The following is a 25,791-nucleotide window of genomic DNA, read 5'->3' as shown; positions in this document are numbered from 1 at the left end:
GACCATTCAGATTACTATAATAAATGGATGCGAAGAAAACAAAGAGAGTCATTATCGTAGTTGATTAAACAATCATTTCATAATGAACATGATACTTACAGATAGAGTTATCCGCAGAGCGGATAACTCTTTTAACTATATTAGAGGTTATATTTATGCAGGTAATTATTATTATTTTGTTTTTTCTCATTGCCATTCCGTTAGCGCTTAAATTCCCTAAAATTATCAAGGCAATCTTTAGCGGAGTTTTTAGCTTCATTATTTTCTTTATAAAAAACTTACCTAACGCAATAAATAAAGCAAACAGCCAGAAACGAAAAGAGTAAAAATTCGTTGATATGATAAAGATAAATAATTGAGTTTTTAAATGCATTAAATTAAAACGGAATTACTGGTGTAAAACAGCATTGATTAGTTACCAAGATTAATAATGGAGAATCATCATGGGTAATAAGGAAGTCATCAGAAATTTTTTGATTAAATATAAAATTGTTTTTATCGGTGTTTTTGTTCTATTCTGTGCTTTTAATTTTATAAAAGGATGGAATGACTCAGGAGAATTACCAAAATGTAATAATAGTGAATTAATCAACAAAAGATTACCTGATCTTGTCAATAGTTATTTAGTCAAAGCTGACACCAGCATCATCAATCCAAAAACGACCATTTCTGAGGTTGAAGAAAGTTTGTATGATGAAAAAGCTGGGTTAAGGCAGTGCAGTGGTGCATTAACTATGCGTGCTGGCTCAGATATTGAAACTTATGATTTCATCTATCAAATTGCCTGGACTGATAAAGAAAAAAGTGAGTATCAATACAAAATTATCGATATTGATATTTAACCCCATGTAATAAGAACCACTATTAATAATAAGGAACCATCATGAAATACATTACCGCTTTTGTACTAACGATCTTTTCACTTTCAGCCTTTGCAGCGTCTCAATGCGATGATAATAAGACCATTTATTATGGAATGAATACCAAGCATACCAAAGAGGTTCAAGTTTGCGATCAGGGAGATAAGATCTCTTATCAGTTTGGTCCTATTGGTAATAAACCCGAGATTATGTTAGTCAAAAACAAATCTGATGTCACTAAAAGTGTATTGAATGGAAGCGACTATAGAGAAGAAATGCTTTATATCCCTAACGGAGCATTTACTTACGCAGTCGGGTATGCTTACTCCGCTGACAAAAACCTTGAAGAATATACAGTAAATGTTTTCAAAGGAGATGTTCAGACAACAATGCCAAAAGCCAGCATTAAAATAGACAAAAACACTGTATACAATAGTATTTCAAACTCATACATTCCTGATGCCAACTAATTAATAATTTAGAGATTAACATAAGGACTTGCTCATGAAAGATATCAATACCCTAAAGAATATGTTGAATACAAAAACCTTGAATTTTGTATTATTGACGATAGCGACAGGTGGCATCTATCCCATGATGTGGTTATACCTGAATCAAAGAAAGATGACGGAAGAACTGAAAAACGATTTTATTGCAAAAGATTATCCGTTGTGGCTTGCAGTTGTCACCGGCCTAGGCTGGTTGTTATCCGATGTCGGTATAGCAATTAACAGCTATGATGCCACTATTTTTGACCTTATGGCAAGGATATTATCATTGGCATCTGGGATTATGCTAATCGTCTGGGCATTTAAGGCTAAGACAGCATTACAGGCTTACGCTTTAAATGAGTTTAAATTTGAACTGAAGATGAATCCATTTTATACCTTCATCTTTAATGTTTACTATATTGTCTATTGCATCAACGATATGGAGTCTGAACTGCAAAAGCACAAAATAATCTTCAGTCAACAAAAAAGCTAATACCTCTTACAATAAGTCACCGGCCAACAAGGCAGGTGACTTATTGATTGTATTTTTATTTTTATATTCCCCTTCGACAAAACTTTTCGAGTTATCCGTCAGATACCGCCCAATCCCCGGATCATAATACCGGTTCAGGTTGTAATACAGCCCGCTTTCCTGGTCCTCGTACTAACCCTGGAAAAACGGGTTCTGATGCTAGTGATGGTATCTGGCACAAGGTTGGTCTTGAATGTTCCGCCAGAACTCATTATCCTGTCCATAGGGTATATTAATAATCATAGATCTGCTTATCGCTTCTGAATAATCTGCGAATGAAAATAATGATAGCAGTAATGGTGCATACGCCACCAATAACCAACAGGCTCCCCGTACTGTAACCAAGAGTTATCTTGACGGATGTGATCTCCGAAAACTGATAGCGAAACAGGAGCGAATCCCACAAAAGATGAAAAAAAATCATTGCCATCAGGCTATAGGCTATAAATCCGGTAATGACGACTTTTTTCATTATTTATCTCCGTTGTTAGTGAAAGAATAACTTACTCGATACGAACCAACCAATACACTCAAACATCTAAAAAGGATTATTGCGCATTACTATTAGGGAGATCGGTTTACGCAGCCACCACAGGCTCCAGTTTTTCGGCAATATTATCAGAAACCAAACCCGGAAACTTCCTTAAACACATCATCTTTCTTCCCTGGTGAACAATTAAAAACGCACGCACAATGCTAAAAAATGACTCATGAGTGTCCTGGACATCAGCGATCAGGCCATCATATTTTAATCCGTCCCCTGCGACTGCTTTAATCTTATGCGAGCATGGCATACTGCCTGGGGACTTCGCCCTGGAAATAATTTATGCAGTTCAGACAGATCTAGATGCTGGTTTTTCTCAAGCAGCACCCACTCCTCTTCACTCCACTTTATTCTTCTCGGACGATAGAGCCCCAGTGCGTAAGCCTGGTTTCTGATGGCTGATGCCGTTCTCCCCGGCAACCTCACGGCAGTGGCAATACCTTCCAGAAGATAATACTTCCGCAGGATATGGTTTTCATCCTCACGCCACCGCCGCCGGATAATCCCCAGAGTATCCACCTTTGACCTAATACCCGCCTTCGTGCGGCGGGGTAACATTGCCAGCAGCGTCCCAATATCGGCACCGGCAGCATAGTGCGTCCGGAGGATATCCACCTCGGCATCACTCCAGAGGTCGTACTCGGCACAACATTTCAGCCGGTTAGCCATACTTCTTACGGATGACCGAGTTCGTCCCAACAACTTCCCGATTTCTGCGACAGATAACGTCCCGTAGTGCTGCTCAACAACACGTATCTCGTCGATTGTCCATGCAGTTCTGCTATTCCTGCTAACTATTTCCCCCCTTTCTTTATTCATCCGAACTCCCTGTAACATCAGTGACTCTCTGCATTTCTGGCCGGTTAAGTAGCACAAATAGGCGCTTTACGCCAACTCTAACCATGATATCCCCGCATCAAAAGCGCGGGGATTTCACTCAATGAACAACGCATTAAACATACAGCGCGTGACCGGCATTACATCAGCGTTGCGCTATCCGCATCACTTGTTGAGTGTATGTCTTTTGCAGCTTCACTGCCCCTCATCAACGTCAAAACGCCGGATCCATTTCATGCTCTCCATATCTTCATCGAACGGTTCGGGTAACTCCACGAAGGGACGCTGATAGTCTTCAAAACGGACGGGACGGGTCACTTTGGCAGCGGCCTGATAACGGGTGGGAATAAAGTTAATATAACGGTCACCCAACTGCGGCACCGGACCGGCAATAATAATAATTCCGCCCCGGTAGGTTTTAATCCGGCACTTATCCGCCAACTGCATCTGGATTGCCGCAAGACCGCCTAATTCCGCCACGATAGGATCGCTTAATACGGTTAACCAGTTAACCCCTTTAATTCGGTTATAGGTTTGCTTAGCCTTAACAGAAAACATTACAGTATCGCTGTGATCAATGCCTGGGCAGCGTTGGAGCAGTGCCCAGGTATATTGAGGATCTGGTTTCAACCCCACAGGGTAGCCAAAACAAAAACCCGCAGAACCGTGCACCGGTTGTAACCGCTCACACCAGGCCAACACTAAATCCGCCAGTTCGCTAAAGCGGTTACCGTCCTCTCCTTTACCAACCGACATCGAGGCAAACAGTGATGATAGCCTCTTCTTACGTGGTGCCAATCCCACCACGTCAACCTGCCATGAAGTGGCGTGATAGCCCGGTTGCTCTTGCCGCCAGAGCAACCCGCCCATACCTTCATCCGGATCCTGATTAGCCACCGCCTGCCAAAATTTCGGCATTGGATCGCCGTTAATCTTGCCACTGCCCGCTTCGTTCGGTAGCGCATAGTGGTTCACAAACTCACCGTATCGGGCGTAGTAATCCCCAACCGCCCAAATCAAATCAGCAAAGAAGGCTGGATAGTCATCCGGTGGTGCAAAATACAGTTCACAGCCCAGAACAATCCGTCCCTGAATACTTCCTTTGGGGGAGGTGATAAGTAACTGGTCCAACTGACCTATATTGGACAAATCGGGTAAGACTAATTCTGATGTATTCTCTGTCATTCGTTGTCTCCTTGGTTGATTACATGCCCATGGCGGTAGCCTGCGCCCCAAAAGCTGTCCAGGCGGCAACATCACCCACTGGACCGTCAAACGGGCAAAGCGTCGCCGCCACTGCCACCACGCCTAGCGTGATCAGCCCAGCCCAGGCCCAGCCGCTATTTTCATTCTCTTCTGTAGCAGGGGCCGGTACGGGCTCTGGTACAGGCACGGGCTTCGGGTTGGGGCACTCATCCGGAAAACCATCACACTTTTCTTTAACATCATAGGTTTTATATTTAGAATTCAGTTTTTCTGCCATTTCGTAATAGTCATCCAGCCTCTCTTTTGGTAAAGACGTAGGATCGTTTGGAAACTTTAAGTCATATAACCCCAGAGGCTGCTTCGTCGTCGGGTCAACCCGTATAATATCCATCCGTCGCCCCCCCCTTGGGGTTATCGGGCGGGAACTGGGTAAAGGGCCTTTGCCACCCCCTTGCTTTAGCAGATCGAGGTTTTCATCAAAATGCACTTCTGACCAGACCGAGCTGTCATCTTTGGGGTAACGACCGTCATAATTATTCTCTCTGATTTTATCGTCTACGCACTGTTCATATTGGGAATACTTAGGGTCTACTGCGCCTTTGTTTCCTTTTAAATTATTACAATGTTTAATATAGCAATCGATAGCAATTTCACAGATTAATTTTAAAAAATCGTCTTCCGGTAAATTAGGCTGACGCAAACCGCCCATATTCACCGTGTTACGGTGGTTCATCCACATCTTATCCGATAACCGGCAAGCTGATTTTTTTTCAAAAAAAACATCAAATGAAAAAGTCATCCATTCTGCTTCCGCCATATTTGTGCCGGAAACCACGCCACCCATGCTCCCCGGTTCGTCAAAAACGCTGCTTGCAAATTGCGATCCCAGGTTGGCAATGGTATTTCCCCCGTCAGCAAACACGCTCACGGTACTTTTCGTCAGCGTGCGGGAGTACGCTTCATTCTGGTAAGGGATAGGAATACCGTTTCCCGGCGTTTTGCAGACATCAGGGAGTGTATTATGGGTAACGCCCCCAGAGCCTTTATGACATAACGTCAGCCCGTTAACATTGATTGTGACCGTCATCTGTACTCTCCTTGTGGTGAGGTGACATTACTATCGCGCTACGTTGCCCATTGTCCGCACTGGACAGTAATAAAGTAGGGGTCGTCGCTCCGGCGTTTTGAGCGTAGCGCCAGGCAACGACAGCCATATGCAATAGCAGGCTGGCACAGCCTACATCACCTGATGCTAACGCGGGCGTAATCTGCTGAAAATCAGTCAATAATTGATTGTGCTTTAAACGTAACAGGGTAAAGCCCAACTCATCAGCCCGATATGCCTCCCCGGTAAAGTCGGTCACCAGTTGTGAAATCACAGGTGTCCTTGCTGACGTTATTGCTTGTCTGGCAGCCTGGCTTAATGCTACTCCGGTGCAGGGTTGGTCGCTATCAACCAACCGTTCTTCCTTGGCAACTGCGATACCGGCAATCTGACACCAGGCTGGCACTGAAATATTATGACCAATCACGATACAGGCGGCTCCCTCACCGGGAACGCGACCATAAGGATTTGAACGCAGCCTGTCTTGATAAAAAGAATGGCTACCATGCAACAATGAACGCGATTCTAACCATAACAGTGCTTCCAGCGTGGCCCAGGTATGCAGGGCAATCACGATATCCAGATGCGGCTCCCGCGTGTGTTGCGCAGTGCGTGCTATATCTTCCAATACGGTGCCCGCCTGAGCATGTTCACCATAATAAATATGTTTCACTCCCCAGAGCGGTGCGTAGTCGTATAACACCTGACATAATACTGATTCGATTTGCTCTGGAAATACGAAGATATCCTTGGTGGGTAAAATCAACCAGATATGTGCAGGCTGATTTTTGATATCGAGGGGCAATTCTCTTTGGCTGACATCATCCAATATCGCCTTCAATAACGCCGCCCAGCGTTCAATACCAAAACGTGCATTTTTTTCAGGAAAATAGCTTAGGCTAACAGGACAGCCACATTGATCGGTATAGAAGGGGTAGCGGCGTTGTAAGGAGAACTCAGTACTGACGGCAATATCTGCCAACGGTAACGTGGGTCCTGAAGGGAAAACACCCCCGGCAGCAATAATCGAGAGATTCATCGTAAGGTTGCCTCCCACTCAGGGAATGATTTAACGGGTGCAACGCGGGCGGGTGTCAACCACCGTTTTTCCTTGATCAATACTTCGGCAAGCTGATTGACCTTGCGGTGGCAGGATAATGTTGTATGCCAAACCATCATGATTTGATGCCTGTCAGGCTCAATCGTCACGGTATGCAACATTGCCCTGTGCTCCTGGATACTCCCATCAAAGAAACGCGTCCTGAATAGCAGAGCAACTTTAGGTAAATAGAAACTTATCAGTTGGGATTGACTGAACGTCTTAGGTGTTAATCCTGCCAGGGTAACCAGTTCTCCCCCTTTCAGTTGCTTAGCCTTCTTTTCGTCGGTTTCGGGAAGAAGCTGCCAGTACAGAGGGTTGAAATCTTCCGGTAGTAGTGGTGCACGTTGTAACGACCAATGATGGTCATAAGTCCCCGCATAACGTGCTCTATCAGGCCAGTGGCTGGCAAGCGCTCCAAATCCACGAATATCTATATCTGACTGCCCTAACATCTCAATAGAGGGAAGCCGGGAGAAAGACACTTGCCGTTCCGCGTTAAGGTCAACACCCACAGGATTAGCATAACCATTAGCATATTCAGGCCCACAGAGCATATTCTCATACAGTAGATCTACACGCTCTGTAGGTACGGGAGCGCCATAACCTCTTCCTTCCCATACACGTTCCCCGTATACCCGCGCCAGCTTGACATTGCTGTCGATACGCAAACCCACACTAAATTCTGGCAAAGGAGAATCGGTGGATGACCAGGCACTCCCATTAAGGATCACATCCGTAAATGGCTTGGGCGCACCGACTTCGTTGTCATAGAGCAGGCTTTTGCCAGCGGGATGCATAACCGGACCAGAATGTACGGGATGCTGTATCTCCGATAACATGACTTGTCCGTCAGGAAAAAAGTCATAGGTGGCTTTCACGGCCACAACCCAGACCTCTGCGCCATGACTATCCCTTATCCAGGCGCTACTTGCTGCATAGGGTGTTCGATTATCAATTCCCCACATAGTGCTGTTTTCTCTCAATTAAGTTCGAGCCGACCACCGCTTATCCGGTTAACACCGTTTGCATCGCTGAAGATATATTCCCCTTTCAAAACAATTTTCCCGCCGGGATATAACGTAATGCTGGATTTCCCACACTCTAGCGTGATTTTTTTATTGGAACGAAACACCAATTCTTCTGACGTCTCACTCTCTTGTGTTTCAGAAAATGGCTTATTCAGAGGTTCTATGGATGTTTTTAATAATGCATCAGTCATGGTTCAACCTTCCTTTGCTAAATTTATTATACTCTTTGTGTTATTTGACTAAACGCTGGCGCATCCGTGTTTAGCGTGAGAGGTGACTGCTGATACTGCAATCGTTCTGCCGCCAACCGTCGCAATATCAGACTACCGTAGCGAAGAACGGATGACAGTCCGTCATTGTGAGCAGGTACACCGTCCAGATAAGTCCCATTAGTGTCAAAACGCCCAGCATTTTGTTGCCACCAATGCAAAAATGCACTTTTATCCGGCCAAGTTAAGGAAATATCCGGATCGTCATCTGGACTCACGGAAGACACAGCGACCGGCGCAATAAAACGCTCCACATTTTTTTCATTCCAACCACATTTTATCGGCAATGAACCAGTGATCGTGGTCATTGACGCAGCACTTAATCTGGCGTATTCAGATCCGTCTAAATATTCGATTAACAAAGGGATGTTTGAAGTATAGCCAGACCAGCCCAATGCTTGAATATAGATACGCCTATCAATTTTGTCCGGAGTCACTACGGTTTGATATTCTGCCGCAGAGTAATGCGTATATAACGTAAATAGACGTGTTGCTTTGAAAGCAACATCCGACGTAGATGAATACATTAAAGGAAAAAGCACTTCTTCTTTTTTTATGTTAACAGGCAAGTGGTGGCGCAATACAACATCTACGATTGCCATTTTGATAGACACATTTTCAGTTGCGAGCAATGCATTTGTAATATCATGGGCATCAGGGTGCTTTTGGTAAAATAATGCATAAATCAGTAAAGAAGCGGTTTCCGCTTTATCATACAAGTAGGTAATATCGTTTTCTGTCAGTGGGGATAGCTGAGAGACCTCAGGTCTCAAATAAACAGCCAATGCTTTAAAATAGGGGTAATTATTTAGCTGTTGCCAGAGAATAGACTCTATGGGTGCCCACTCAACAAGAGACTTAATGGCTGGAATTAAATGGGGTATAGCTTGCGTTAACGTTAAACATCCTTCTAGTAATAGATTGTTTTTTGTCCTTACAGAAAACAACGCTATAGTAAAAACATCACCCACGCTTAATGGGGAAAGTAACTGCTCTTGCAGATAACTTTCAGCATAATCTGATAGTAGCTCAAGGCCACGCATGTAATTCAATAACCTCATATCCCATTGATATAGGTTATCAAGATCATGTTCATACGACTCTAACAGTAGCCGCCTACGCCGAAAATCCACGGCGTGCATATCGGCATATTGCTCTACCAAAATGGGGTTAACACTCTTGGTCAACATTTAATCACCATTAATTGAGATTAATTTTTTCAGCAATATTTTTGATGCCTTTATCCGCATCAACCAAGATACGAACGCCCTTCAATGTGATAGTGCCGTCCTTCCTCATGACCAGTTTGGACTCACCCACTTTGATGGTTAAGCTATCACCCACTGTCAATTCGTAAAGTTTGCCGATCTCGATGGCCTGTTTGATACCAACGCTCTCGATGTCATTCTCTTTAACTTCCGTTTTTTGGCTGACATTAACCGTTTTTTGGCGATTTTTCTCAACGACCAGTGTTTGGTCATTGTTAACCGTCACCTTCTGATCATGACCGATAGTTTCCGTATGGTCAGTACCAACAACGGTACTGCGGTTATCCAGGACTTTGGTGTTCATATCCTTCTGTGCATGGATATACACTTCCTGGCTACCATTGGCATCTTCAAAACGCAGTTCGTTAAAACCCTCTCCCTTGTGGGTTTTGGTTTTGATAGTGGTACGGGTCTTTTCTGCGGGTAAATTCAGCGGAGGGCGGTTTAGGCCGTTATAGGTACAGCCAGTGACTATCGGGCGATCAATGTCTCCGTTGAGATAGGAGATAATCACTTCCTGACCAATGCGGGGGGTGGCAAGAAAACCAAACCCATTACCGTTCCAGCCTTGTGCCACCCGAACCCAGCAAGAAGCATTATCATCGGCGGCATCGTATCGATTCCAGTGAAAATGGACACGCACCGCGCCATCTTCGTTCACGTAAATCTCCTCACCTTTCGGCCCCACGACGGTGGCAACTTCATCACCGTCAGCCAACGGTTTGTAATGATAGGGTGGTCGCCAATCGTGACGTCCGGGGATAAAGGTTACCTGATTAGTGAGCGTGGTGCCTTGCCCCTGGCCTTGCTCCATCTGCGAACTGGGTTGTACCCCATGATGCGTAGCCGTGACGATTTGCCAACGGTCATTCATTGCCTCAACCGGGTGCAGGGTAAGCTTAAATATTTTTCCCGGCATCAACTTGATGCAATTGGAGGAGGCGGCCCCGGATTTACTCTCGGTGTTAAGTTGCTCTATTCGGTAACGCAGGAAGGGCTTGGCGGCATTGTCTTTTTGAAAACGTCCATAGCTTTCAAATACCGTATAACCGGGCATACCGCCTTGCTCCGGCACAGCCTGGTGCTTTAGGGCATAATCAGGATTACCGTAGTTGCGATCCTTGTGCAGTGTTTCCCCTGGACGCGCACGAGAGCCAAAGCGCAGTTGGCTAATGACATTCAATTGGCTCACGGGGGTGCTATCGGGATTGTAAACCAGATCAAGACCGGCGGTCATGCTCAGGTGTGAATCACTGTAATAGAGCCCCTCAGGGGTATACCAGTAAGCAATCCCTTCTTCCGCCGCCAGACGGCTAAAGAACGCATAGCTTGATTCCCGCTTCATGGTGATATATTCACGCTGTTGATGGCTATCAAGAAACCGCCCCTGCCCCTGAACGTTTTTTTGCTGCAATATTTCTTTTAACAGATCCGGTACGGTAGTGTTGTGATAAATCCGGCTGTCCTGATCCAGCGTCAATAGCCACAGAGGAGGGCGGACGATGACATAGTAGTAGGTATAGTGAAAGTTGCTGTTACCCATGTCGATACTTTCAATCACGCCTGTTACAGTCCGCTGTTCTTCATCATCAAGCTTAACGGTGAGTGACCCTTTTTGCAGCAGTTGCGCGTCTGTATCGATAGCACGCTGTTTACTCACCAACGTGAGCGACAGGGTAAACAGGGTAGACAGCCCCTCGTTAAGGGTAAATTCGGCCACCTCAAAGGTACCGTCTGGCGTATCACCTATCTGACACGAAAAATAGAGTCCTGTTTTCTTCATTAAGGCTATCCTTACATTATGCTGCGCTGGCCGGTAACCGGTGCAAAGGACCAACGGGATTGTGAATGCAATTGAATGACATTCATGCAGGTAAAGCTGCTCTCTGACTGACTGACAGAGAACAGGGTATTGAGTGCGACGGCAAACTGATACATTTCACCCTCATTGTCATAACAGTGTTCATCCATCGTCAGCGAGATCCCTATCCCCCTAAAAGGCTGCCCTTTACGCAAACGATCAATGGGTTTGGCGGCAATATCGATCAACCCGTCAATATGGCGCTGAATGTGACGGCTTAATGGCACATTGCGTTCTGGATAAAAATCAAATTGTTGCACTACATCTTTTAATGCATTGATATCATTTAGAAAAACAGCGTTAAATTGCAGCAGGGAAATCAGCGGCCACGGTGTTTTCGCCATCATCGGGTAGTAAGGTGTCGCGGGCGTAATATTGCTCATGGTCAAATCACTTTGTATGGTTTCACTCGGCAGGGTGATCATTCCCCGTCCAATCTGCTCAGCCTGTTTATCAACAGCGGTGTAATGGCATACAAAGGACTCCAGGTGGCATTCGACCATCGGCACCCCGTTATCCTGGTAAAACGTCAGTTGAAGTTGTTCTCTATCCAGCGGATCTCGCTGTCTTTTGGTTTCATACAAGAAGGTCTGCTGCCGTTGCTCTGAAAAACGGTGTTCGGCTAATGTGGCGGCACTGATAGGTTGGAACACGTGGGGTTCACCTAAACCACTTTCCGGCTCTTGTTGGCTGACGACAGAATGAATATCAAACAGTGCATTGCCTAGCAATGGCAATCGGTAGCTGGCGCGATCTTTCTGAAAGTAAACTTTGGGGGTTTGAGCACCGGACAAATTAATCGCCGGAACACAATTCAAGATAAAGGCGTTATCAATGGTATCGATGGGTATCACGCCATCAAACACCAACGTAATGGCAAACTGTTGCCCCGCAGAAAACGGCAGCGTAGCGCGTTCATTGCATAAATCGAGTGAGATAAAATCATGCACGTGAGGCAGGTAAAACAGTTCTGGCAGCAGTTGCAGCGGCCAGAAATCCGGCTTATCCGTGGGTAATATCAGATTGCTGACATCAGGTTGCCAGGCAGTAATATCCGGCTCGCAATTATAAAGAGGATGCGGTTCATAGTGGATCGCCGTTTTGGCCAGATAACAATCCAGCCACAGCATTAACGTGGTGGCAAGTGCTTTATCCTCACCTAAAAATAATCTGACAGGTGCCGTTGGCTGCCAATTGTCACCCTTGCCGTCATAGCGGAATGTCAGCGTGATCTGACTACTGCCCGCACTGTGGGTTAACTCACGGTGAAGCAAAGTCAGGGGTTCAATATGCAGGTCATGGCAAGTCTGGAACGTGAAGCTGCGGTCATCGTACTCTGCGAATAGCTGGCTATGCTTCGGTACATTCGTCGCGTTATCAATACAGTGGTTCTTGGGGGAAAACTGGATAATCGACGTTGATGGAATGGGACGCAGTGGCAACGGCCAAACATTAGCCAGCAGGTTCTGGGTGATCTCGGGAAAATCATCCTCAATTTTCTGTCGCAAATTTGCTGTTAAAACAGAAAATCCTTCGACTAACCGCGCTACATCGGGATCACCCGAATTTGGCAAGAAATTCGCCAAATGAGGGCTGTCTGTGGCCATATGCTCAGTCAATTGTTGCAGATAATCTACTTCATCACGAAAGAGGTCTTCGAACGATCCCATGTCATTTTTCCATAGCATAACCAAATATCATTCACATCATGAATGAAATATAAGAAAAACCTGGTTAATGACAACAAAAAACAGAACTTACCGTTCGTTTAAGCACGGGTTTCATGATGAACCCTGCATTTTTTTTATAGTTAGATTGAGAAATTGCCTGCTCATATTACATAAAAAAAATACAGAGTAAAAGGCTTGATATACCCGCTTAACTTGAAGATTCGCTTTTCAGCGACCTGGAGGTTGTCGTTAATGTGGGAGGCCTACAACCCCACTATTTCTGGTAGCGTTGTCCTGAAAACTATCGGGTTCAGATTCGTGCTATAGGGGGGCAGGTAGTGAAATCACAACCCCCCACTCTTTCATCCGGCCCGCATGGTGATAGCCTGCATCGCCGAGGACAACAGCCTCTCCCATCTAACCTCCCTGAACGGGCATCAACGTAACAGTAGCCCCTGAGAAGTACGCAAGGAGGTCGCAAGCGGCCTATGCTTCAACGACACATTGAGTGTCGCCAGCTATCTTGAATTCAAGTGGCGCAATCAATCGCCCTTCTGTAGTAAACGCCTCGTTGAGCGCGGATTTGACCACACACATCGCTGGCGCTTCATCCCGTGTCCCAGAGTCCCATTCAGTCGAGATGGCCAGTTCGTTAAGCTAGCCCTGAGCGCGATGGCCTTCTCCAGTCGTTACTGTGATCCCTGTGCTGCTTATTCCCCGCTAAAAAGTCGCAGCCAATTTTATGCCCCCCTAGGCAACGACAGTTCTACATTTAAATCAATGCTCGCGAAAAACCATTGGGCCCCCGTTGTTCTCTCCCATTTTTGACTCAACAATTATTGCTTGTGCAAGTTGTAGAAGATTATTCATTTCTTCACTAAAGCGGGTTTTTAGTGCGTCTGAAATAATTTTCTCTCCTTGTTTATGAGGACGCTATGAACGAACTAAAGTAAAGAAGGCGGTTTTCCTGTGCCACCCGTTCGGACTTCAAACGTACTGCTTCTTGCCGCTCCGCTTGATCGGTTGGCCTTTAAACACCGGAGGGCCATCAAGGGTAAGCTCAACCTTGTCACCCTTACGGGTCAGCCACGGTGTTGCTTCAGAACCAGCACTGGATGTCACTCCGCTCGGACTGATAGTAATAGTATCACCATCAATTTCGACCGTTCCCAGTACATACGTGTAGATCATGTTACTGAAGAACCCGCCTTTGAACTTAAAATCGCATTCGACAACTTGGTCGCCATATTCCATGCGCATCTTCGGTTTCAGCGAAGCTACCGAAACTGCACCATTGGCAACGGCTGAATAGACGCTGCATACCAGCGTCACTCTTCCCCCCATGAGATTCGAAATTGCAGGGTTGATTTCAACGATTTCTATCCCTGGTCTGGACACGCTTGCGCTCACAACGTCTCCGGTGTGGAAGACATACGGGTCCGCATCCATAGCCCCACGCTTATCTGGGGCCTGGATGATAGACATGCGACCATCCGGCCTCAGGATGCCAATCCGGAGGTCTAGATCGTCGTTATCCCGGCCATCCCCGTTGTCCACCCAGTTCGCGCTGACTCTGATGGTCTTAGGGGCTACCGCGCCTTTCTCCAGCGACACTTTGTGTACTGCACCAGGCTTATCGAGGGTTACGACGGATTTAATGATGCTGACAGGTTTGGACTGGTCGGGCTCCGGCGCGGCGACGACTGGCTCGTCATTCACCACGATGCCATACATATTGCAAAGACCGGCAAGTCCGGAAGCAAAACCTTGCCACACTGCACGGGCCTTACACTGACCGTTTCGTACGTACAGTTCGAGCACTGTGATGCCGGTCTCAGCTTGGAATGCTCCTGCGGTGAGTTCCAAAACCTGGCCACCGATGACGACCTTCGCCCTGAGATCCTTCACCTGCGCGAAACCACCCCCACTACCATCCTGCGTCAGCGTGATCGCTATCTTGTTGATTGTTTCTGGCAACCTACTCAGATCAAAGCTAATGCAATGGCTGACCAAACCTGCCTGATTGACCGGTGGCGAAAATGCGGCGGAACCCGATACATGCTCTGGGGCGTTGAAAAACACCATGTCGCTGTCGTCGCGTACCTTTCCGGAGTCAGTCACCAGAAAGGCCGTCAGGTTCACGTCAAGGCTCTCACTAGATGCGTGCGTCACCAGAACCTGTCCATTGGCAACGCTGAGACCAGTGTTCTCACCTGGCTTGAGATATTGAGTCAAATTTGATTTCCTATTCTATTTCCATTAGAAACCACTAGCGAAGACCGCCGTGTCGTTTGGGGCATCATTACCTCAGTGAGGCCATGACAACCAGGAAAACAGTGTAACAAGCCCGTAACCGGAGGAAAACAAAAAGTACTTCGGCTACGGATGGAACGACAAACTCAAAATATAGTAGCCTTCTTATCCGGTTATCGCCGAATAAACTTGGTAAAATACATCAACAGGCAGCGGACCCACCCGTTTCTCAACAGACGCGTCAGGTCTAACTCTTCTGCCAATCTTGCCCTTCGGTGCTGGCACAACACGTAGTACCAGGCTTTAACCGCAAGCTCATGGTTCTTGGCAACTTTTCAGCCTTCACATGCGGATCCAAATACGCACATCAGCATCGATGCGAGGCTCGAACCAGGGTGGCTTCCCCAGGGTAACCTGCATGCCACTCCAGTGCCAAATGGCATCTAAATCGAGCATGTGTCTCCGATCGCTATTGGTCTGCGTTACGCGTTGCTCCGGGTATAAGGCAACGGGCGCAGGAAGTTGACCGCGTGCCGGATCAATCCAGTCAGGGCGTTCGATATGTTTGAGGTCTGAAGATGAAATATCGAACTGCCAGCAGTCATTGCTGCATTCGGCCTGAAACCGCGCTGACGGCGGTTCTCGCAACAGCCGTGGGTGGTCGAGTCGGAACAGGGACAGATAGCGGTTAATCGTTGGCCGGCGCAACAATCCCTGTGGGAGTTTAACCAGCCCCTGAGCTGTTTCCACACTATGCTCTTCAAGCAACTGGATGGCACGAGTCGTGGACAGATGACGGCCCGCTTTATTGGTGGTGCGTAATTTCAATGCGGCGATCAGTTCACAATAGTGTTCGAGTTCTGACGGCGGCAGTATCCGGGGTTTACCGTGATCCCGCCGGTGTACGGTATGAGGTTTCTGGAAGGAACGGAGTGCGCGATAAACTGTGGTGATGGAAATGTCATACAACAGAGCCATCGCGGTGATCTGGGCAGCGCGTTCCGGGCTTTTTGGTGGCAGGCGGTCTAGCCGTCGCCCTAGTTGCAACAGAGAATCAGTGGGAATAGCCTTACGCTGGCTGCTCATCGCGCTCTAGCACACGATAGACAGAAGCCCGAGCAATCCCTAGTCTACGTGAAATCGCCGTTGCGCCAATCTTCTCATCAACGTACAACCGACGAACCTCAACAGGATCGATACGCGGCTTACGCCCCTGATAAACCCCGCGCGCTTTTGCAGCCGCAATACCTTCCAACTGGCGTTCGCGGCGCAGATTGGTTTCAAACTCAGCAAAGACACCTAGCATATCAAGAAACGCCTTGCCTGCAGCCGTGCGTGTATCGACGGGCTGTTCTGTTGCCTTGAGGGTAATCCCCTGCTGATTCAGGGTATATACGATATCCTGCAAGTCTTTAATGCTACGAGCCAGGCGATCGACCCGCGTGACAATCAGCGTGTCATTCGGCCGCAGAAAGTCAAGCAGAAGCTGCAGTTCTGTTCGTCCATCCTGGCTGCTGCCGCTGGCTTTTTCTGCGCGGATGATTTCACAACCGGCTGCGCGAAGCGTCTGTATCTGCAGATCCAAATCCTGATCATTGGTTGAAACGCGGGCATAGCCATAAAGTGCCATTTTTCTAGAAGTGTCTCGTTAGACTTTAGATGAGGAAAACTTAACATGCAGATGAGACAGAGACAACCCAAATGAGACAGAAAAACTGTCTCAATGATTTGTATGTTTAGGGTGTACCCAAAAGAGAAGCCCGGCGATTAACCGGGCTGATTTGGTAAGGCATTTCTGTTAGGCTGTTTTAAAACCTGGTTTACCGTTCTTGGCTCGCCATTCTTTAACGACCTTCACAATACTCGCTGGACTTCCATCATTACCATTTTCTGGATAGTAAATGAGGTCTGACCCACTAGGGTGTTCTGTTATCGAAATGAAATGTTCAAGCAAAGCATCTGTTTCTTTCTCAGTACCTTCGTTTTTAACGAGAGTTTCGACTAATTTTAAAAATTCATTCTCGGTATATTGACCAAGATTACTTTTCAAATTCATATTATTTACTCCCATTTTTAGAATGAATTTCGATATGCCGTTTCGGTGTTACAACATTTAGGTTATCAGTGTTATAGACTGCTCCACCCTCACTGATAGGTTTATTGTGATGAATCTCAAAGGAACGGCGACCTCCAACAGTATCAACAAATCTTGCCCGAGGAGCTAGCTTACCTTCCATCCTTTTTTTATTCGAAGCACTAAACTGTTTCGACAATGTCGGATCTTTCGCCACCTCGGCCCAGAAAGCTTCGCGGAATTTGTCAAAGCTATCGAACTCCTTACCGCGCAGCTTATCAGCAATCTGGCTCGGGATAGCTGATCCCAGATCTTTACCTGCACCAGCAAGCCATGTTCCGGTAACGCTAGTCCCTTTGCCTTCGACCTTGCCCGGCAAGTCACGCCCGCTCTGCAGCATGATGTAAAGCGATCCCATGCCTGTTTCAGCAGGGAAGACCAGAACAATATCACGGAAATCCAGGTCATCAGCCATCGGGAACGATTCGATGATGGGCTTGGCCACGACCGGTGACTGGTTACCGGTATTGCCTGGAGTAACTTTCCCTTGTTGAGGGGTAACAAGAGGGGGTAACCCTTTGTAGCCCGGAGTTTTATCTGGCGACACCAGAATGGTTCGTGATGGCAGTTCGCCTTCCGCCGGAATAGTGTAGCCGTATAATCCGGTAACTTCATCGCGAACCGCCTGTACAACCCGCACGGGTGTTGGGGTTGTGGTGCGGACCAGATAGGTCTTAAACGTATTTTCTCTGAAAAACACCCGGCCACGAACAGCCAGATTCACAGTGCCTTTGGCTGCTGCCGCGGCATTCAGCGTCTTGGCATCAGGTAGTTTAATGGCATCGGCAGGCATCGCCGACATGAACATGTTGGCATTATCACGCCCTGGCACCTGGTCACTACCTACACCAGCACTGGGTATGTAGGTGATAGATGCAATCACTGTCCCCCAACCGCTACCTTTGATAACAACACCAATCAGGTCGGCAATAGCTGTTCGTACGGATGCCCAGGCAGCTGTAGCTACTGCTCCGTCCAGTGCCAAAGAGCCCAGGCCGGTTTCAGCAAAAGTAATAGGGGCTGCAGAAACTGCCGCAGCAACAGGGAAACCCGACATCCCAAACACATTGGGTTGTTCTAGCTTCGACATGGCCGCTTCTTTCGCTGCCGCCTTGGTTGCAGCTTCTGCCTCCGCCTTTGCTTTCGCTTCTGCTGCTGCTTTAGCTGCATTGGCTTCTTTTTGGCGACGAGCTTCCGCGTCCAGCAGAGCCTGTTTCTCTTTATTGAGCGTATTCAACCGATTTTGTGCATTGACTTTATCTTGATTCGCTTGACTAAGACGCATATTTGCATCGTTCAAGGCACTGCGTAGAGCGTTAATTTCATTGCTCAACGGGGCTATTTGTGGTTCTCTCGCCAAGCGTTCTTGAACAGCCACAGCACCTAATCCAAAGAGCCTTATACCTTCATTATAAATGGCTTTATCTCTGATATTGAGTATTGGACCATATTTTGAGGTGATAGCATCAAGTTTAGCCAGTGCATCAGCTTCTTGCTGCTTAAAGGCTGCAATCTCATTCTGCAATGTATTAAGCCGAGCGGTTTTGCTATTTAACCCTTGTTCAGCATTGGATTTATCAGTCTGGGCTTGATTAATACGTTGTTGGGCTTGATTGATATCCCGCTCTGCAGCTTCTACAGGATGTGCGGCATCCCACGCATCCTGTTTGCGCTTGGCCTCCTCATCCGCTTTGCGTTTAGCTTCCACGGCTGCTTTTTCTTCTGCCAACTTTTTGGCATTGAGTGCGTTCAGTTGAGCCTGAACCAGGGCACGAGCTTGAGTGATACGTGCAGTTTCAGTTTGTGCCCAGTTCTGCCTGGAAGGCGTTGTTGGTCGGGAATAAAGATACACGCCCGTGATGGCATTGTTACCATTCACCGTGACCGTGTAGATATACCCATCAACCGCAGCGCGGTAACCGTTTTCTACCTTGGCTGTGACATTGGTACGGACATTATCATTGCCACTCCCCCCTTTACCGTCAGACCAGTGAATGGAGTTATCTTTCACCCAGTTCATTCCACCAGTGATGTTTATAATTACTGAACCATCAGGAGCATACCGCGTCGGGCCTGGGGGAGTAGGAGGGTCCATTTTCCAGTAGCCGTAACCCCTATCCCCAGAATTTCCATTGGAACTCCCAGCCCCTGTATTGACCCCCCCAGTAGGCCCGCGACCGCCACCACCAAACTGGTTGTTATGGGCATTATCCCCACCATTTCCACTCATATGTTCATCCTCATTGGGTTTATAAGATGCACACAGCACTGTATGCATATACATGATAAAACCCTAATGGTGAGGTTACGAGCAGGATGGGTTGTGTGGGGATTGGCACACAACATGGCAGCATGGCAGCATGGCAGCATGGCAGCATGGCAGCATGGCAGCATGGCAGCGATGTCGGTATGATAAATCAATCATATGTCAGCTTTAATAGTAGATTTGGGCCCATATTTTCGGCAGAGAAGCGGGTACACACCTGATGTCGATTGAATTAGAAAAGGTAACAATGTCAGCCGTGAGTTGCCAACATGATGATTTTGATTGGCAGTTAATGTGAGCCCGAGGCAATGGATAGCGAGCCGGAAAAGATAAACGCGAGCTCATTATCACTTAATGTGAGCTCGGTAGGATTTTCATTGTCACTTAATCTGAGCTGGAAAATGCGCTGATTGCGAGCCCGAGGGATTTCGATTGCGAGCCGTTACAGGTAAGTCACTGTCGTGGCTCATTACCGGTGTTGAGGAGTCGAACGCCAGTGCAACGGCGTCTTCACTTTCAGAACGTTTAACCGAAGAAGAGATTGCCAGATGGTGGGGGATAGTCTCCGATGCGCTGACGTTTGACGACAAGACTCGTATTGTTACTGCGTTTAAGCTGGGCGGCGTGAATGCATTGTTCAAACCAGATCTCATTATCAGCAAACCGAACCAGTCAAAAGGTGGATAGCTGCTTGGTACTTGACCTCAGGGTGCTTTTCCCAGGAACCCTTCACTTTGCAAACCACTGAGGTAACGCCTGGGTATCACGATTTTTCACTTCGGTGGTATACATCGTGTCTTGGCACAGTGGACACATTTTCAAACCGTCATATTCATGGTTGCACATCACGCACATAAAACGCTCGGCTACCGGAAATCCCAAGGTTGAATTGTCTCGCTGCAACGTTTCCTGTACTGCTGTTGAGAATGGTGTTGGTGGTTTTGCAGAACCTGCTGGAATGATGTACTCACAGTTGATAAGCGTTGTCAGATTGGCTTGTTCTAGAATGTGCGTAAAATAGCGACCTTCGGTATGAGTCCAATGCAAACGCAACAGATTTCCGCAGGACGGGCACGAGTAGTTAAACAAAACATTGAGAGACATGTCGGCAGCTTTGACACTACCGCCTTGTGCGGTACAGGCCTCATGGATTTTCTTAAATTGCATGAAATTCACCTCAAGTATGCTCCAACACGAGCAACCAAGGCACATACCTGGGTATGGGATATGCAACCTTGGCATCAACATGGTGAAGGAGTAGGTATCAATAATGAACGCGAGTAGGACTTGGTGAAGCTCAAAAGCGTGGGAACAGAAGATTATGCATAATTATTCACTTGGCACTGCGGGAGGGGAATGCGCGCAAAGTGTCAAGAATAACGACTGGGCAAAATGAATACAGTAAGATTAATTAATCACAGGCATATCGAATTAATATAAATCGATATACCACGCTTCCCGATAGTGTTGTTTAAGCGCTCTGTAACGCATCCTGAGATGTTATTTCTATGAAGATAATGAATCTATTGGCTTTGTGGTGTTAAAGCCTTCAGAGGCCGCTGCAAATGGTTTAATGGATGTCTCAGGATTAACTTGTTGTAATAATTATAGTTAACTTACTGTCTGGATTGATTGATACGCTGTTGTACCCAGTTCTCAACCTCACTTTTCATCCATCGGGAACTACGGCCCATCTTAATCGGTTTGGGGAATTTACCTTCACTAATCAACTTGTAGAACCACTTGTCGGTTAACCCGGTAAAGCTGACGATGAAGACCATATCGACCATTTTATCGTTAAGCAGGCTGGTAGGGGTATTCTGGGTTGTCATGGGAACTATCTCCATATGGAATGCTGAGAGGTATGGAGAAACGTCGTAATTGGTGATGGTTAACCGTTGACGCATTCTCCTTCCCAACATCCACATGCCAGTCATAAATTACGGATCAGTACTGAGAGCAGCCAAAGCTACGCTGACCATCTGAAGAATCCTTGCTACGCTCTTTAGCGAGATACATCGCTCTTTCAGTTAATTCTTCGTAGGTTGCTTTGAAATCAGGCTTTTTTCTGTTTAACTGGTAATACCCCTTTTGGGGCATATGCACGAGTCCATGATACTTATTCTCCTTATCTGCCCGGTTTATCGCTCTTAGCCAAGCATTAATGACCATCTGAAACAGCGTGTAACGGTCATAGAACGTATCAGTCTGTCTTAGACCCGGCCAGGCATAAGCATCTTTGTTGAGCAGGAGCAGGACGTGATAGTGCTTCTTAGAGCCTTCCTGATTGAATTCCCGTACCCATACAAACCTCACGTAGCAGGTCAACGTGGTCTTCCCGGCTTTTATCTTGCGTTTTATGTCTTCTTCAATCTGGGATTTCACTGAGTTGATGAAGAGGGATATGACATCGGAGCCCGCATAGTAACGTGTTGGGCAATCCAGTCGGTCTTCTTCATCAGGGAAACGGAGGTCTATCCTAAGAGCCAGCAAGCGGGGATAGTGATCCAGGGCTTTGTCGATGGTTTCAGTGATGCGTCTGGCATAGAGTCGATTCTGGTTATGCTTACTGATTTTCTTCTTGCTCATTACGTTGTCTCCTTGGCTGATTGGGTTCAGTTCATCGGATCTCTGGTAATGATTTACGGAATGGGGGGGACCCCATCGGGTTGTACTGTTGGTTAGCCTCTTCGTTGGTTTAGCTTCTTATCTGTATCCCAACATGTATCACTTAGGGTCATTGGTATTTCTATGCCCATTGCTGGCTATAGATACCCATAAACTATGTTCATTAGACCTATGGTCATTATTAACAATACGGAGACAGGAACGAAGAAAAGAGGTAACTGGCAATAAAAGAAGCATTACCCTAGAACAGGGTGAAATGAGCAAGAAAGCATGTGAAAATCACTCTTTAGTTAACATGGTTTTTTATGGTGATCTGAGCATAACCCTCATCGATGTTAACGCCAATATTTATGACTGGGAAATCAGTCTTCATTGATCACGGGTATAGAGAAAGCTTATTCCAAGGTAAGTAAGCCACCATGAAGCACAAGTCTAAAATATGAGTAAATACGACCATTGGTTTGTTAATAATCAAGGTCTTTACTTCTGAGGCTGATCTTTTCGTTATGACTTGAGTTGCTTCCTCCTCTCGTTATTCTCTTCTTCTAAACCATGTTCTTAATAATACTATCTCTTTAATAATAACCACTCCTTAATAATATTAACTAACCGTCATGATCTGTACCTTTTGAGATCACCAGCAATTACGTTGGATACCGCAGTGTTGTTCGATACGGCTAGCAGGCTTCGTGTTTATAGCACTGAGAACTTACTCTCAAGTTAGTCGTAGATACAAAGGCTGGCGGGGGGGGGGCATGTTGCTATCTTGAGCTGAAAATGAGGGTACGCACCCTATACAAACCGCAGTTATTTTTTACTTTTCCACAGCACTCTCTCGTTCATGGCTGTTTATCTCTGCATAGAGAACCTGCACACAACCTTTATGCTTGATTTTTACTTTTATCGTAATATACTGATTTTTTAGTGATGCAATAAGGTGCTGCACTTTTTTATGTGATTTTACAGTTGATATGCTGCACATTTTTTTGAGTTTTATTTTTATGTGCATCACTTTTAAAAATATAAGTGCTGCACTTTTTTTTAAAAAATTAAGCACTGCGATTTAATAAAATATTTAGGGGGAGGTAGGAACATGGCGGGTAAGCACAGAATCACTGTTAACATTAGAGACGAGGTTCTACTCGATGCAGTCTTGATAAAAGCAAAGGAATTGAAAAAAACAAAGTCTAGACTGATTGAAGAAATACTATGGGAATCTTTAGTTGATGATGTGGAAAGAAATCAAATAAAAGTATGCAATAGAATAAATGAAGAGTTGGAAAACAGACCTGAAGTAAGAAATGATGTTCATTTGCATAGTGCACTAGTAAGGTCAGGAGACCGTTTTCAAGGTGCATTGATTTTGAAAACTGTTCTAAGAAATAATTGTAACTTTTTAGGCTTTACAAATTCAGAAGGGAATCGTTATTTTCAAAGAAGACTTAAAGGAATAGTAATAATAGACAGCCCATTTTTAAGGAGTAATGATACTTGGCCAGCCAAGAAAGTAATTGAGAATATTGAATTAATAGTTAGAGCGATTATAAAAAATAATATGAGTGACATATGGGCTGAGTTGCAGCCTGTTAATAGTGACAATTGTAACATCAATGTTGCTGATATTGCTTTGGCATTAGTGGAAGATATCAAAGTAGAATATATTAAATTTGAAGAGAATAGATTTATAGTTAATGTTTATTTAAATGCTTATTTTATTCCGTTCCATTCGGATTATATTGGAACTGACCCGCATTTTGGCCATCTCGACTTTATGAACGTAAGTTACAGGCGTTTTTGTGATGTGGCGACAAAGGATTGGGGTACGAAATATTATCGACTCATTTACATTGACACTCAAAGTAAAATAGGGTCTGGTGGATACTTCATAGGATATCGAAATGCAGCTATGCCTCTAGCAAAGGTGATGTTTGAAATCCATTCAGCGAAGGAATATAACTATGGTACTGAGTGCTATGATAATGAATCGCTGGTCGATGAAATTCAAAAAGGTGAGCTGTATCATAATCCAGAAGAATTAAAGAAAGATGAAATGGAGAAAATAATTAAGGTTATAAATTTGAGTAAAGTAAAATCGATTGAAAAAAGTCTCGAGGTTAACCACAAGAGTATAAACACAATAAAGTATAGAAATGGGTTTATGAAAATACATAGCGATAGGGATTTAATAAAAATAAATAAATCATCGCTAAGGGCGAAATATTATTTTTTCACAAAAATAAATTTCAATATCTGATATGCTGATTGGATTGTGATGTTGAGTGTTAGCTCCTGTGACTGAGGGTGCGATGTTTTTTTTCGAAAATGACTTAGCCTATTCATTATTAACAACTTGTAAAAAAACTGGAGCAAGTACTATCAGAGTGAATCAATTTCCGTTCTTTATTCTGCTGTTTGGTAACCAAACCTATTTACCTGACAGCCTTCAAAGGAGTATTCACTATGGTACGTTTAGCTTCCCGTTTTGGTCGGGTGAATTCAGTTCGCCGCGATCGCCCATTAACCGTTGATGAGTTAGCCCAGTACGTGCCAAGCGTATTAGGTGATGACAAACATCAATCCCGCAGTGCCCGCTACGCTTATATCCCGACCATCACCTTGCTGGACCGGTTGCGCGAAGAAGGCTTTGAACCGTTCTTCGCCTGCCAGACCCGTGTGCGGGATGTGGATAAACGTGAACATACCAAGCACATGCTGCGACTACGTCGTTCAGGGCAAATCACCCAGAAAGAAGTCCAGGAAATCATTCTGTTAAATAGCCACGATGGCTCTTCGAGCTATCAAATGCTACCAGGCTGGTTCCGTCAAATTTGCAGTAACGGTCTGGTCTGCGGCCAAAGTTTTGGCGAAATTCGTGTGCCACACCAGGGGAACGCTGTGGAAAAGGTCATTGAAGGGGCCTACGAGGTCTTGGGGATATTTGACCGGATAGAAGAAAGCCGTGAAAGCATGCTGGCGTTGACTTTGACGCCGGAACATCAACACGCATTGGCGCACGCCGCACTAACCTACCGTTATGGTGAAGAACACCATCCGGTGACCGAAAGCCAAATCCTGATGCCCCGCCGCTGGGAAGACAAGAAAGATGATTTGTGGACGGTCTTTCAACGGGTTCAGGAAAATCTGAGTAAAGGAGGATTATCAGGTCTCAGTGCCACAGGTAAACGGGCACAGACCCGCGCCGTTAATGGTATTGACAGCGATATCAAGCTCAATAGAGCCTTGTGGGTGATGGCGGAGCAACTCAAGCAGGCCGTGGCCTGATGCAGCATATTCCCGTTGACGCACAGCAGGCTACCCCGTATCCGCTGCCACTGGACAACACACCCGACAGTCGTTCGATATCCGATGACGATTTGTGCGCCTGGTGCAGCCATCTGTATTACCGACCCGGTGAGAGCAACCTTTGCCGATTAGTCGAGGTAAAGGGTCATTGGCCTACCTGCTTCGATTCTGATGGTTATGCCCAATCCTGCACTGAATTGCACCTGATAGTCCCTACCATGCCTCAAAACAGCCAAGCACAGTAACGTCACCCCTTTTTAGTTAACGATAAACGATCGGTTTCGACGATCGGTTTCCGATTATTGATCTGTACAACCCATTATCTTTGCCGTTTATAGCCCGATAGGATAGGTGGGGTTGTCTGTCGGTATTTCGATAACGCTTCAACAGCATTTTTGTCACACCAACATCGGGGAAACTCCTTGACCGTTATC

23 protein-coding genes and 1 pseudogene are annotated in these 25,791 nt (G+C 46.0%); 6 read left to right on the top strand and 18 right to left on the bottom strand.

Annotation, left to right across the window (positions count from 1 at the left end; genetic code table 11):
* Positions 1 to 443 precede the first annotated feature (443 nt).
* From ACKWMY_RS15090 to ACKWMY_RS15080, 3 genes are read left to right on the top strand one after another with little or no spacing between them, the layout of a single operon-like run.
* Positions 444 to 842, top strand: coding sequence for a hypothetical protein (locus ACKWMY_RS15090; protein WP_409486551.1), 399 nt, complete (start codon positions 444 to 446; stop codon positions 840 to 842).
* A 41-nt stretch (positions 843 to 883) separates the two neighbouring features.
* Positions 884 to 1,330 (top strand): hypothetical protein, encoded by a 447-nt coding sequence (locus ACKWMY_RS15085; RefSeq protein WP_409486550.1) that lies wholly within the window; start codon positions 884 to 886, stop codon positions 1,328 to 1,330.
* Between the two features lie 34 nt (positions 1,331 to 1,364).
* Positions 1,365 to 1,844 (top strand): DUF4234 domain-containing protein, encoded by a 480-nt coding sequence (locus ACKWMY_RS15080; RefSeq protein ID WP_409486549.1) that lies wholly within the window; start codon positions 1,365 to 1,367, stop codon positions 1,842 to 1,844.
* A gap of 271 nt (positions 1,845 to 2,115) precedes the next feature.
* Here ACKWMY_RS15080 and ACKWMY_RS15075 read toward each other — a convergent pair whose 3' ends face one another.
* From ACKWMY_RS15075 to ACKWMY_RS15005, 15 genes and pseudogenes are all read right to left on the bottom strand, one after another.
* Entirely contained in the window at positions 2,116 to 2,355 is a 240-nt protein-coding gene (locus tag ACKWMY_RS15075) for a hypothetical protein (RefSeq protein WP_409486548.1), read from the bottom strand.
* A 276-nt stretch (positions 2,356 to 2,631) separates the two neighbouring features.
* Positions 2,632 to 3,246, bottom strand: a complete 615-nt coding sequence (locus ACKWMY_RS15070) for a hypothetical protein (protein ID WP_409486547.1) — start codon at positions 3,244 to 3,246, stop codon at positions 2,632 to 2,634.
* Positions 3,247 to 3,459: 213 nt separating this feature from the next.
* Positions 3,460 to 4,449 (bottom strand): type VI immunity family protein, encoded by a 990-nt coding sequence (locus ACKWMY_RS15065; protein WP_409486546.1) that lies wholly within the window; start codon positions 4,447 to 4,449, stop codon positions 3,460 to 3,462.
* Positions 4,450 to 4,468: 19 nt separating this feature from the next.
* A complete protein-coding gene (locus ACKWMY_RS15060; protein ID WP_409486545.1) occupies positions 4,469 to 5,557 on the bottom strand; it encodes a DUF4150 domain-containing protein in 1,089 nt (362 codons plus the stop codon).
* Positions 5,535 to 6,614: a hypothetical protein gene (locus ACKWMY_RS15055; RefSeq protein WP_409486544.1), complete on the bottom strand. Its 1,080-nt coding sequence runs from the start codon at positions 6,612 to 6,614 to the stop codon at positions 5,535 to 5,537. The genes ACKWMY_RS15060 and ACKWMY_RS15055 overlap by 23 nt, the downstream gene beginning before the upstream one ends.
* Positions 6,611 to 7,642 (bottom strand): DUF2169 domain-containing protein, encoded by a 1,032-nt coding sequence (locus ACKWMY_RS15050; RefSeq protein WP_409486543.1) that lies wholly within the window; start codon positions 7,640 to 7,642, stop codon positions 6,611 to 6,613. The genes ACKWMY_RS15055 and ACKWMY_RS15050 overlap by 4 nt, the downstream gene beginning before the upstream one ends.
* A 14-nt stretch (positions 7,643 to 7,656) precedes the next feature.
* Complete coding sequence (locus ACKWMY_RS15045; protein ID WP_409486542.1) at positions 7,657 to 7,896, bottom strand: hypothetical protein; 240 nt, start codon at positions 7,894 to 7,896, stop codon at positions 7,657 to 7,659.
* 26 nt (positions 7,897 to 7,922) lie between these two features.
* Positions 7,923 to 9,164, bottom strand: a complete 1,242-nt coding sequence (locus tag ACKWMY_RS15040; RefSeq protein ID WP_409486541.1) for a hypothetical protein — start codon at positions 9,162 to 9,164, stop codon at positions 7,923 to 7,925.
* A 10-nt stretch (positions 9,165 to 9,174) separates the two neighbouring features.
* Positions 9,175 to 11,025 carry a type VI secretion system tip protein TssI/VgrG gene (tssI, locus tag ACKWMY_RS15035; protein ID WP_409486540.1) on the bottom strand — a complete coding sequence of 617 codons (1,851 nt, stop codon included), beginning with the start codon at positions 11,023 to 11,025 and terminating at the stop codon, positions 9,175 to 9,177.
* A gap of 11 nt (positions 11,026 to 11,036) precedes the next feature.
* The gene (tssF, locus tag ACKWMY_RS15030; RefSeq protein WP_409486539.1) at positions 11,037 to 12,773 is read right to left on the bottom strand and encodes a type VI secretion system baseplate subunit TssF; all 1,737 of its coding nucleotides are present in this window, start codon (positions 12,771 to 12,773) and stop codon (positions 11,037 to 11,039) included.
* Positions 12,774 to 13,760: 987 nt separating this feature from the next.
* Positions 13,761 to 15,008 (bottom strand): TerD family protein, encoded by a 1,248-nt coding sequence (locus ACKWMY_RS15025; RefSeq protein ID WP_409486538.1) that lies wholly within the window; start codon positions 15,006 to 15,008, stop codon positions 13,761 to 13,763.
* Between the two features lie 540 nt (positions 15,009 to 15,548).
* A pseudogene (locus ACKWMY_RS15020) lies at positions 15,549 to 16,112 on the bottom strand (IS481 family transposase); the annotation flags it as partial.
* Positions 16,096 to 16,656, bottom strand: coding sequence for a recombinase family protein (locus ACKWMY_RS15015; protein WP_409486537.1), 561 nt, complete (start codon positions 16,654 to 16,656; stop codon positions 16,096 to 16,098). The gene ACKWMY_RS15015 and the pseudogene ACKWMY_RS15020, both read right to left, overlap by 17 nt.
* A 168-nt stretch (positions 16,657 to 16,824) precedes the next feature.
* The gene (locus ACKWMY_RS15010; protein ID WP_409486536.1) at positions 16,825 to 17,082 is read right to left on the bottom strand and encodes a bacteriocin immunity protein; all 258 of its coding nucleotides are present in this window, start codon (positions 17,080 to 17,082) and stop codon (positions 16,825 to 16,827) included.
* 1 nt (position 17,083) lies between these two features.
* The gene (locus ACKWMY_RS15005) at positions 17,084 to 19,390 is read right to left on the bottom strand and encodes an S-type pyocin domain-containing protein (RefSeq protein ID WP_409486535.1); all 2,307 of its coding nucleotides are present in this window, start codon (positions 19,388 to 19,390) and stop codon (positions 17,084 to 17,086) included.
* A 468-nt stretch (positions 19,391 to 19,858) separates the two neighbouring features.
* On the opposite strand from ACKWMY_RS15005, the gene ACKWMY_RS15000 reads away from it, so the two are divergent.
* Positions 19,859 to 20,113 carry a hypothetical protein gene (locus ACKWMY_RS15000; RefSeq protein ID WP_409486534.1) on the top strand — a complete coding sequence of 85 codons (255 nt, stop codon included), beginning with the start codon at positions 19,859 to 19,861 and terminating at the stop codon, positions 20,111 to 20,113.
* Positions 20,114 to 20,155: 42 nt separating this feature from the next.
* On the opposite strand, the gene ACKWMY_RS14995 is transcribed toward ACKWMY_RS15000, so the two are convergent.
* The 3 genes from ACKWMY_RS14995 to ACKWMY_RS14985 all read right to left on the bottom strand — a co-directional run bounded on the left by ACKWMY_RS14995 (position 20,156) and on the right by ACKWMY_RS14985 (position 22,015).
* Positions 20,156 to 20,593: a putative zinc ribbon protein gene (locus ACKWMY_RS14995; protein WP_409486533.1), complete on the bottom strand. Its 438-nt coding sequence runs from the start codon at positions 20,591 to 20,593 to the stop codon at positions 20,156 to 20,158.
* Between the two features lie 449 nt (positions 20,594 to 21,042).
* Positions 21,043 to 21,258: a helix-turn-helix transcriptional regulator gene (locus ACKWMY_RS14990; protein WP_409486532.1), complete on the bottom strand. Its 216-nt coding sequence runs from the start codon at positions 21,256 to 21,258 to the stop codon at positions 21,043 to 21,045.
* Between the two features lie 115 nt (positions 21,259 to 21,373).
* Positions 21,374 to 22,015, bottom strand: coding sequence for an inovirus Gp2 family protein (locus tag ACKWMY_RS14985; RefSeq protein WP_409486531.1), 642 nt, complete (start codon positions 22,013 to 22,015; stop codon positions 21,374 to 21,376).
* A gap of 1,132 nt (positions 22,016 to 23,147) precedes the next feature.
* On the opposite strand from ACKWMY_RS14985, the gene ACKWMY_RS14980 reads away from it, so the two are divergent.
* Positions 23,148 to 24,308 (top strand): hypothetical protein, encoded by a 1,161-nt coding sequence (locus ACKWMY_RS14980; RefSeq protein ID WP_409486530.1) that lies wholly within the window; start codon positions 23,148 to 23,150, stop codon positions 24,306 to 24,308.
* Positions 24,309 to 24,514: 206 nt separating this feature from the next.
* A complete protein-coding gene (locus ACKWMY_RS14975) occupies positions 24,515 to 25,336 on the top strand; it encodes a DUF932 domain-containing protein (protein WP_409486529.1) in 822 nt (273 codons plus the stop codon).
* The last annotated feature ends 455 nt before the right edge of the window (positions 25,337 to 25,791 follow it).

Source organism: Serratia sp. J2 (assembly GCF_046269175.1).
GTDB lineage: Bacteria > Pseudomonadota > Gammaproteobacteria > Enterobacterales > Enterobacteriaceae > Chania > Chania fonticola_C.
The sequence above is the reverse complement of the archived record's forward strand: the minus strand, read 5'-3'. Positions and strand labels throughout refer to the sequence as shown.

Excerpts from the sequence above, each read along its gene's own strand:
- ACKWMY_RS15090 (WP_409486551.1), top strand. The coding sequence starts at position 444 with ATGGGTAATAAGGAAGTCATCAGAAATTTTTTGATTAAATATAAAATT.
- ACKWMY_RS15085 (WP_409486550.1), top strand. The coding sequence starts at position 884 with ATGAAATACATTACCGCTTTTGTACTAACGATCTTTTCACTTTCAGCC.
- ACKWMY_RS15080 (WP_409486549.1), top strand. The coding sequence starts at position 1,365 with ATGAAAGATATCAATACCCTAAAGAATATGTTGAATACAAAAACCTTG.
- ACKWMY_RS15075 (WP_409486548.1), bottom strand. The coding sequence starts at position 2,355 with ATGAAAAAAGTCGTCATTACCGGATTTATAGCCTATAGCCTGATGGCA.
- ACKWMY_RS15070 (WP_409486547.1), bottom strand. The coding sequence starts at position 3,246 with ATGAATAAAGAAAGGGGGGAAATAGTTAGCAGGAATAGCAGAACTGCA.
- ACKWMY_RS15065 (WP_409486546.1), bottom strand. The coding sequence starts at position 4,449 with ATGACAGAGAATACATCAGAATTAGTCTTACCCGATTTGTCCAATATA.
- ACKWMY_RS15060 (WP_409486545.1), bottom strand. The coding sequence starts at position 5,557 with ATGACGGTCACAATCAATGTTAACGGGCTGACGTTATGTCATAAAGGC.
- ACKWMY_RS15055 (WP_409486544.1), bottom strand. The coding sequence starts at position 6,614 with ATGAATCTCTCGATTATTGCTGCCGGGGGTGTTTTCCCTTCAGGACCC.
- ACKWMY_RS15050 (WP_409486543.1), bottom strand. The coding sequence starts at position 7,642 with ATGTGGGGAATTGATAATCGAACACCCTATGCAGCAAGTAGCGCCTGG.
- ACKWMY_RS15045 (WP_409486542.1), bottom strand. The coding sequence starts at position 7,896 with ATGACTGATGCATTATTAAAAACATCCATAGAACCTCTGAATAAGCCA.
- ACKWMY_RS15040 (WP_409486541.1), bottom strand. The coding sequence starts at position 9,164 with ATGTTGACCAAGAGTGTTAACCCCATTTTGGTAGAGCAATATGCCGAT.
- tssI (WP_409486540.1), bottom strand. The coding sequence starts at position 11,025 with ATGAAGAAAACAGGACTCTATTTTTCGTGTCAGATAGGTGATACGCCA.
- tssF (WP_409486539.1), bottom strand. The coding sequence starts at position 12,773 with ATGGGATCGTTCGAAGACCTCTTTCGTGATGAAGTAGATTATCTGCAA.
- ACKWMY_RS15015 (WP_409486537.1), bottom strand. The coding sequence starts at position 16,656 with ATGGCACTTTATGGCTATGCCCGCGTTTCAACCAATGATCAGGATTTG.
- ACKWMY_RS15010 (WP_409486536.1), bottom strand. The coding sequence starts at position 17,082 with ATGAATTTGAAAAGTAATCTTGGTCAATATACCGAGAATGAATTTTTA.
- ACKWMY_RS15005 (WP_409486535.1), bottom strand. The coding sequence starts at position 19,390 with ATGAGTGGAAATGGTGGGGATAATGCCCATAACAACCAGTTTGGTGGT.
- ACKWMY_RS14995 (WP_409486533.1), bottom strand. The coding sequence starts at position 20,593 with ATGCAATTTAAGAAAATCCATGAGGCCTGTACCGCACAAGGCGGTAGT.
- ACKWMY_RS14990 (WP_409486532.1), bottom strand. The coding sequence starts at position 21,258 with ATGACAACCCAGAATACCCCTACCAGCCTGCTTAACGATAAAATGGTC.
- ACKWMY_RS14985 (WP_409486531.1), bottom strand. The coding sequence starts at position 22,015 with ATGAGCAAGAAGAAAATCAGTAAGCATAACCAGAATCGACTCTATGCC.
- ACKWMY_RS14980 (WP_409486530.1), top strand. The coding sequence starts at position 23,148 with ATGGCGGGTAAGCACAGAATCACTGTTAACATTAGAGACGAGGTTCTA.
- ACKWMY_RS14975 (WP_409486529.1), top strand. The coding sequence starts at position 24,515 with ATGGTACGTTTAGCTTCCCGTTTTGGTCGGGTGAATTCAGTTCGCCGC.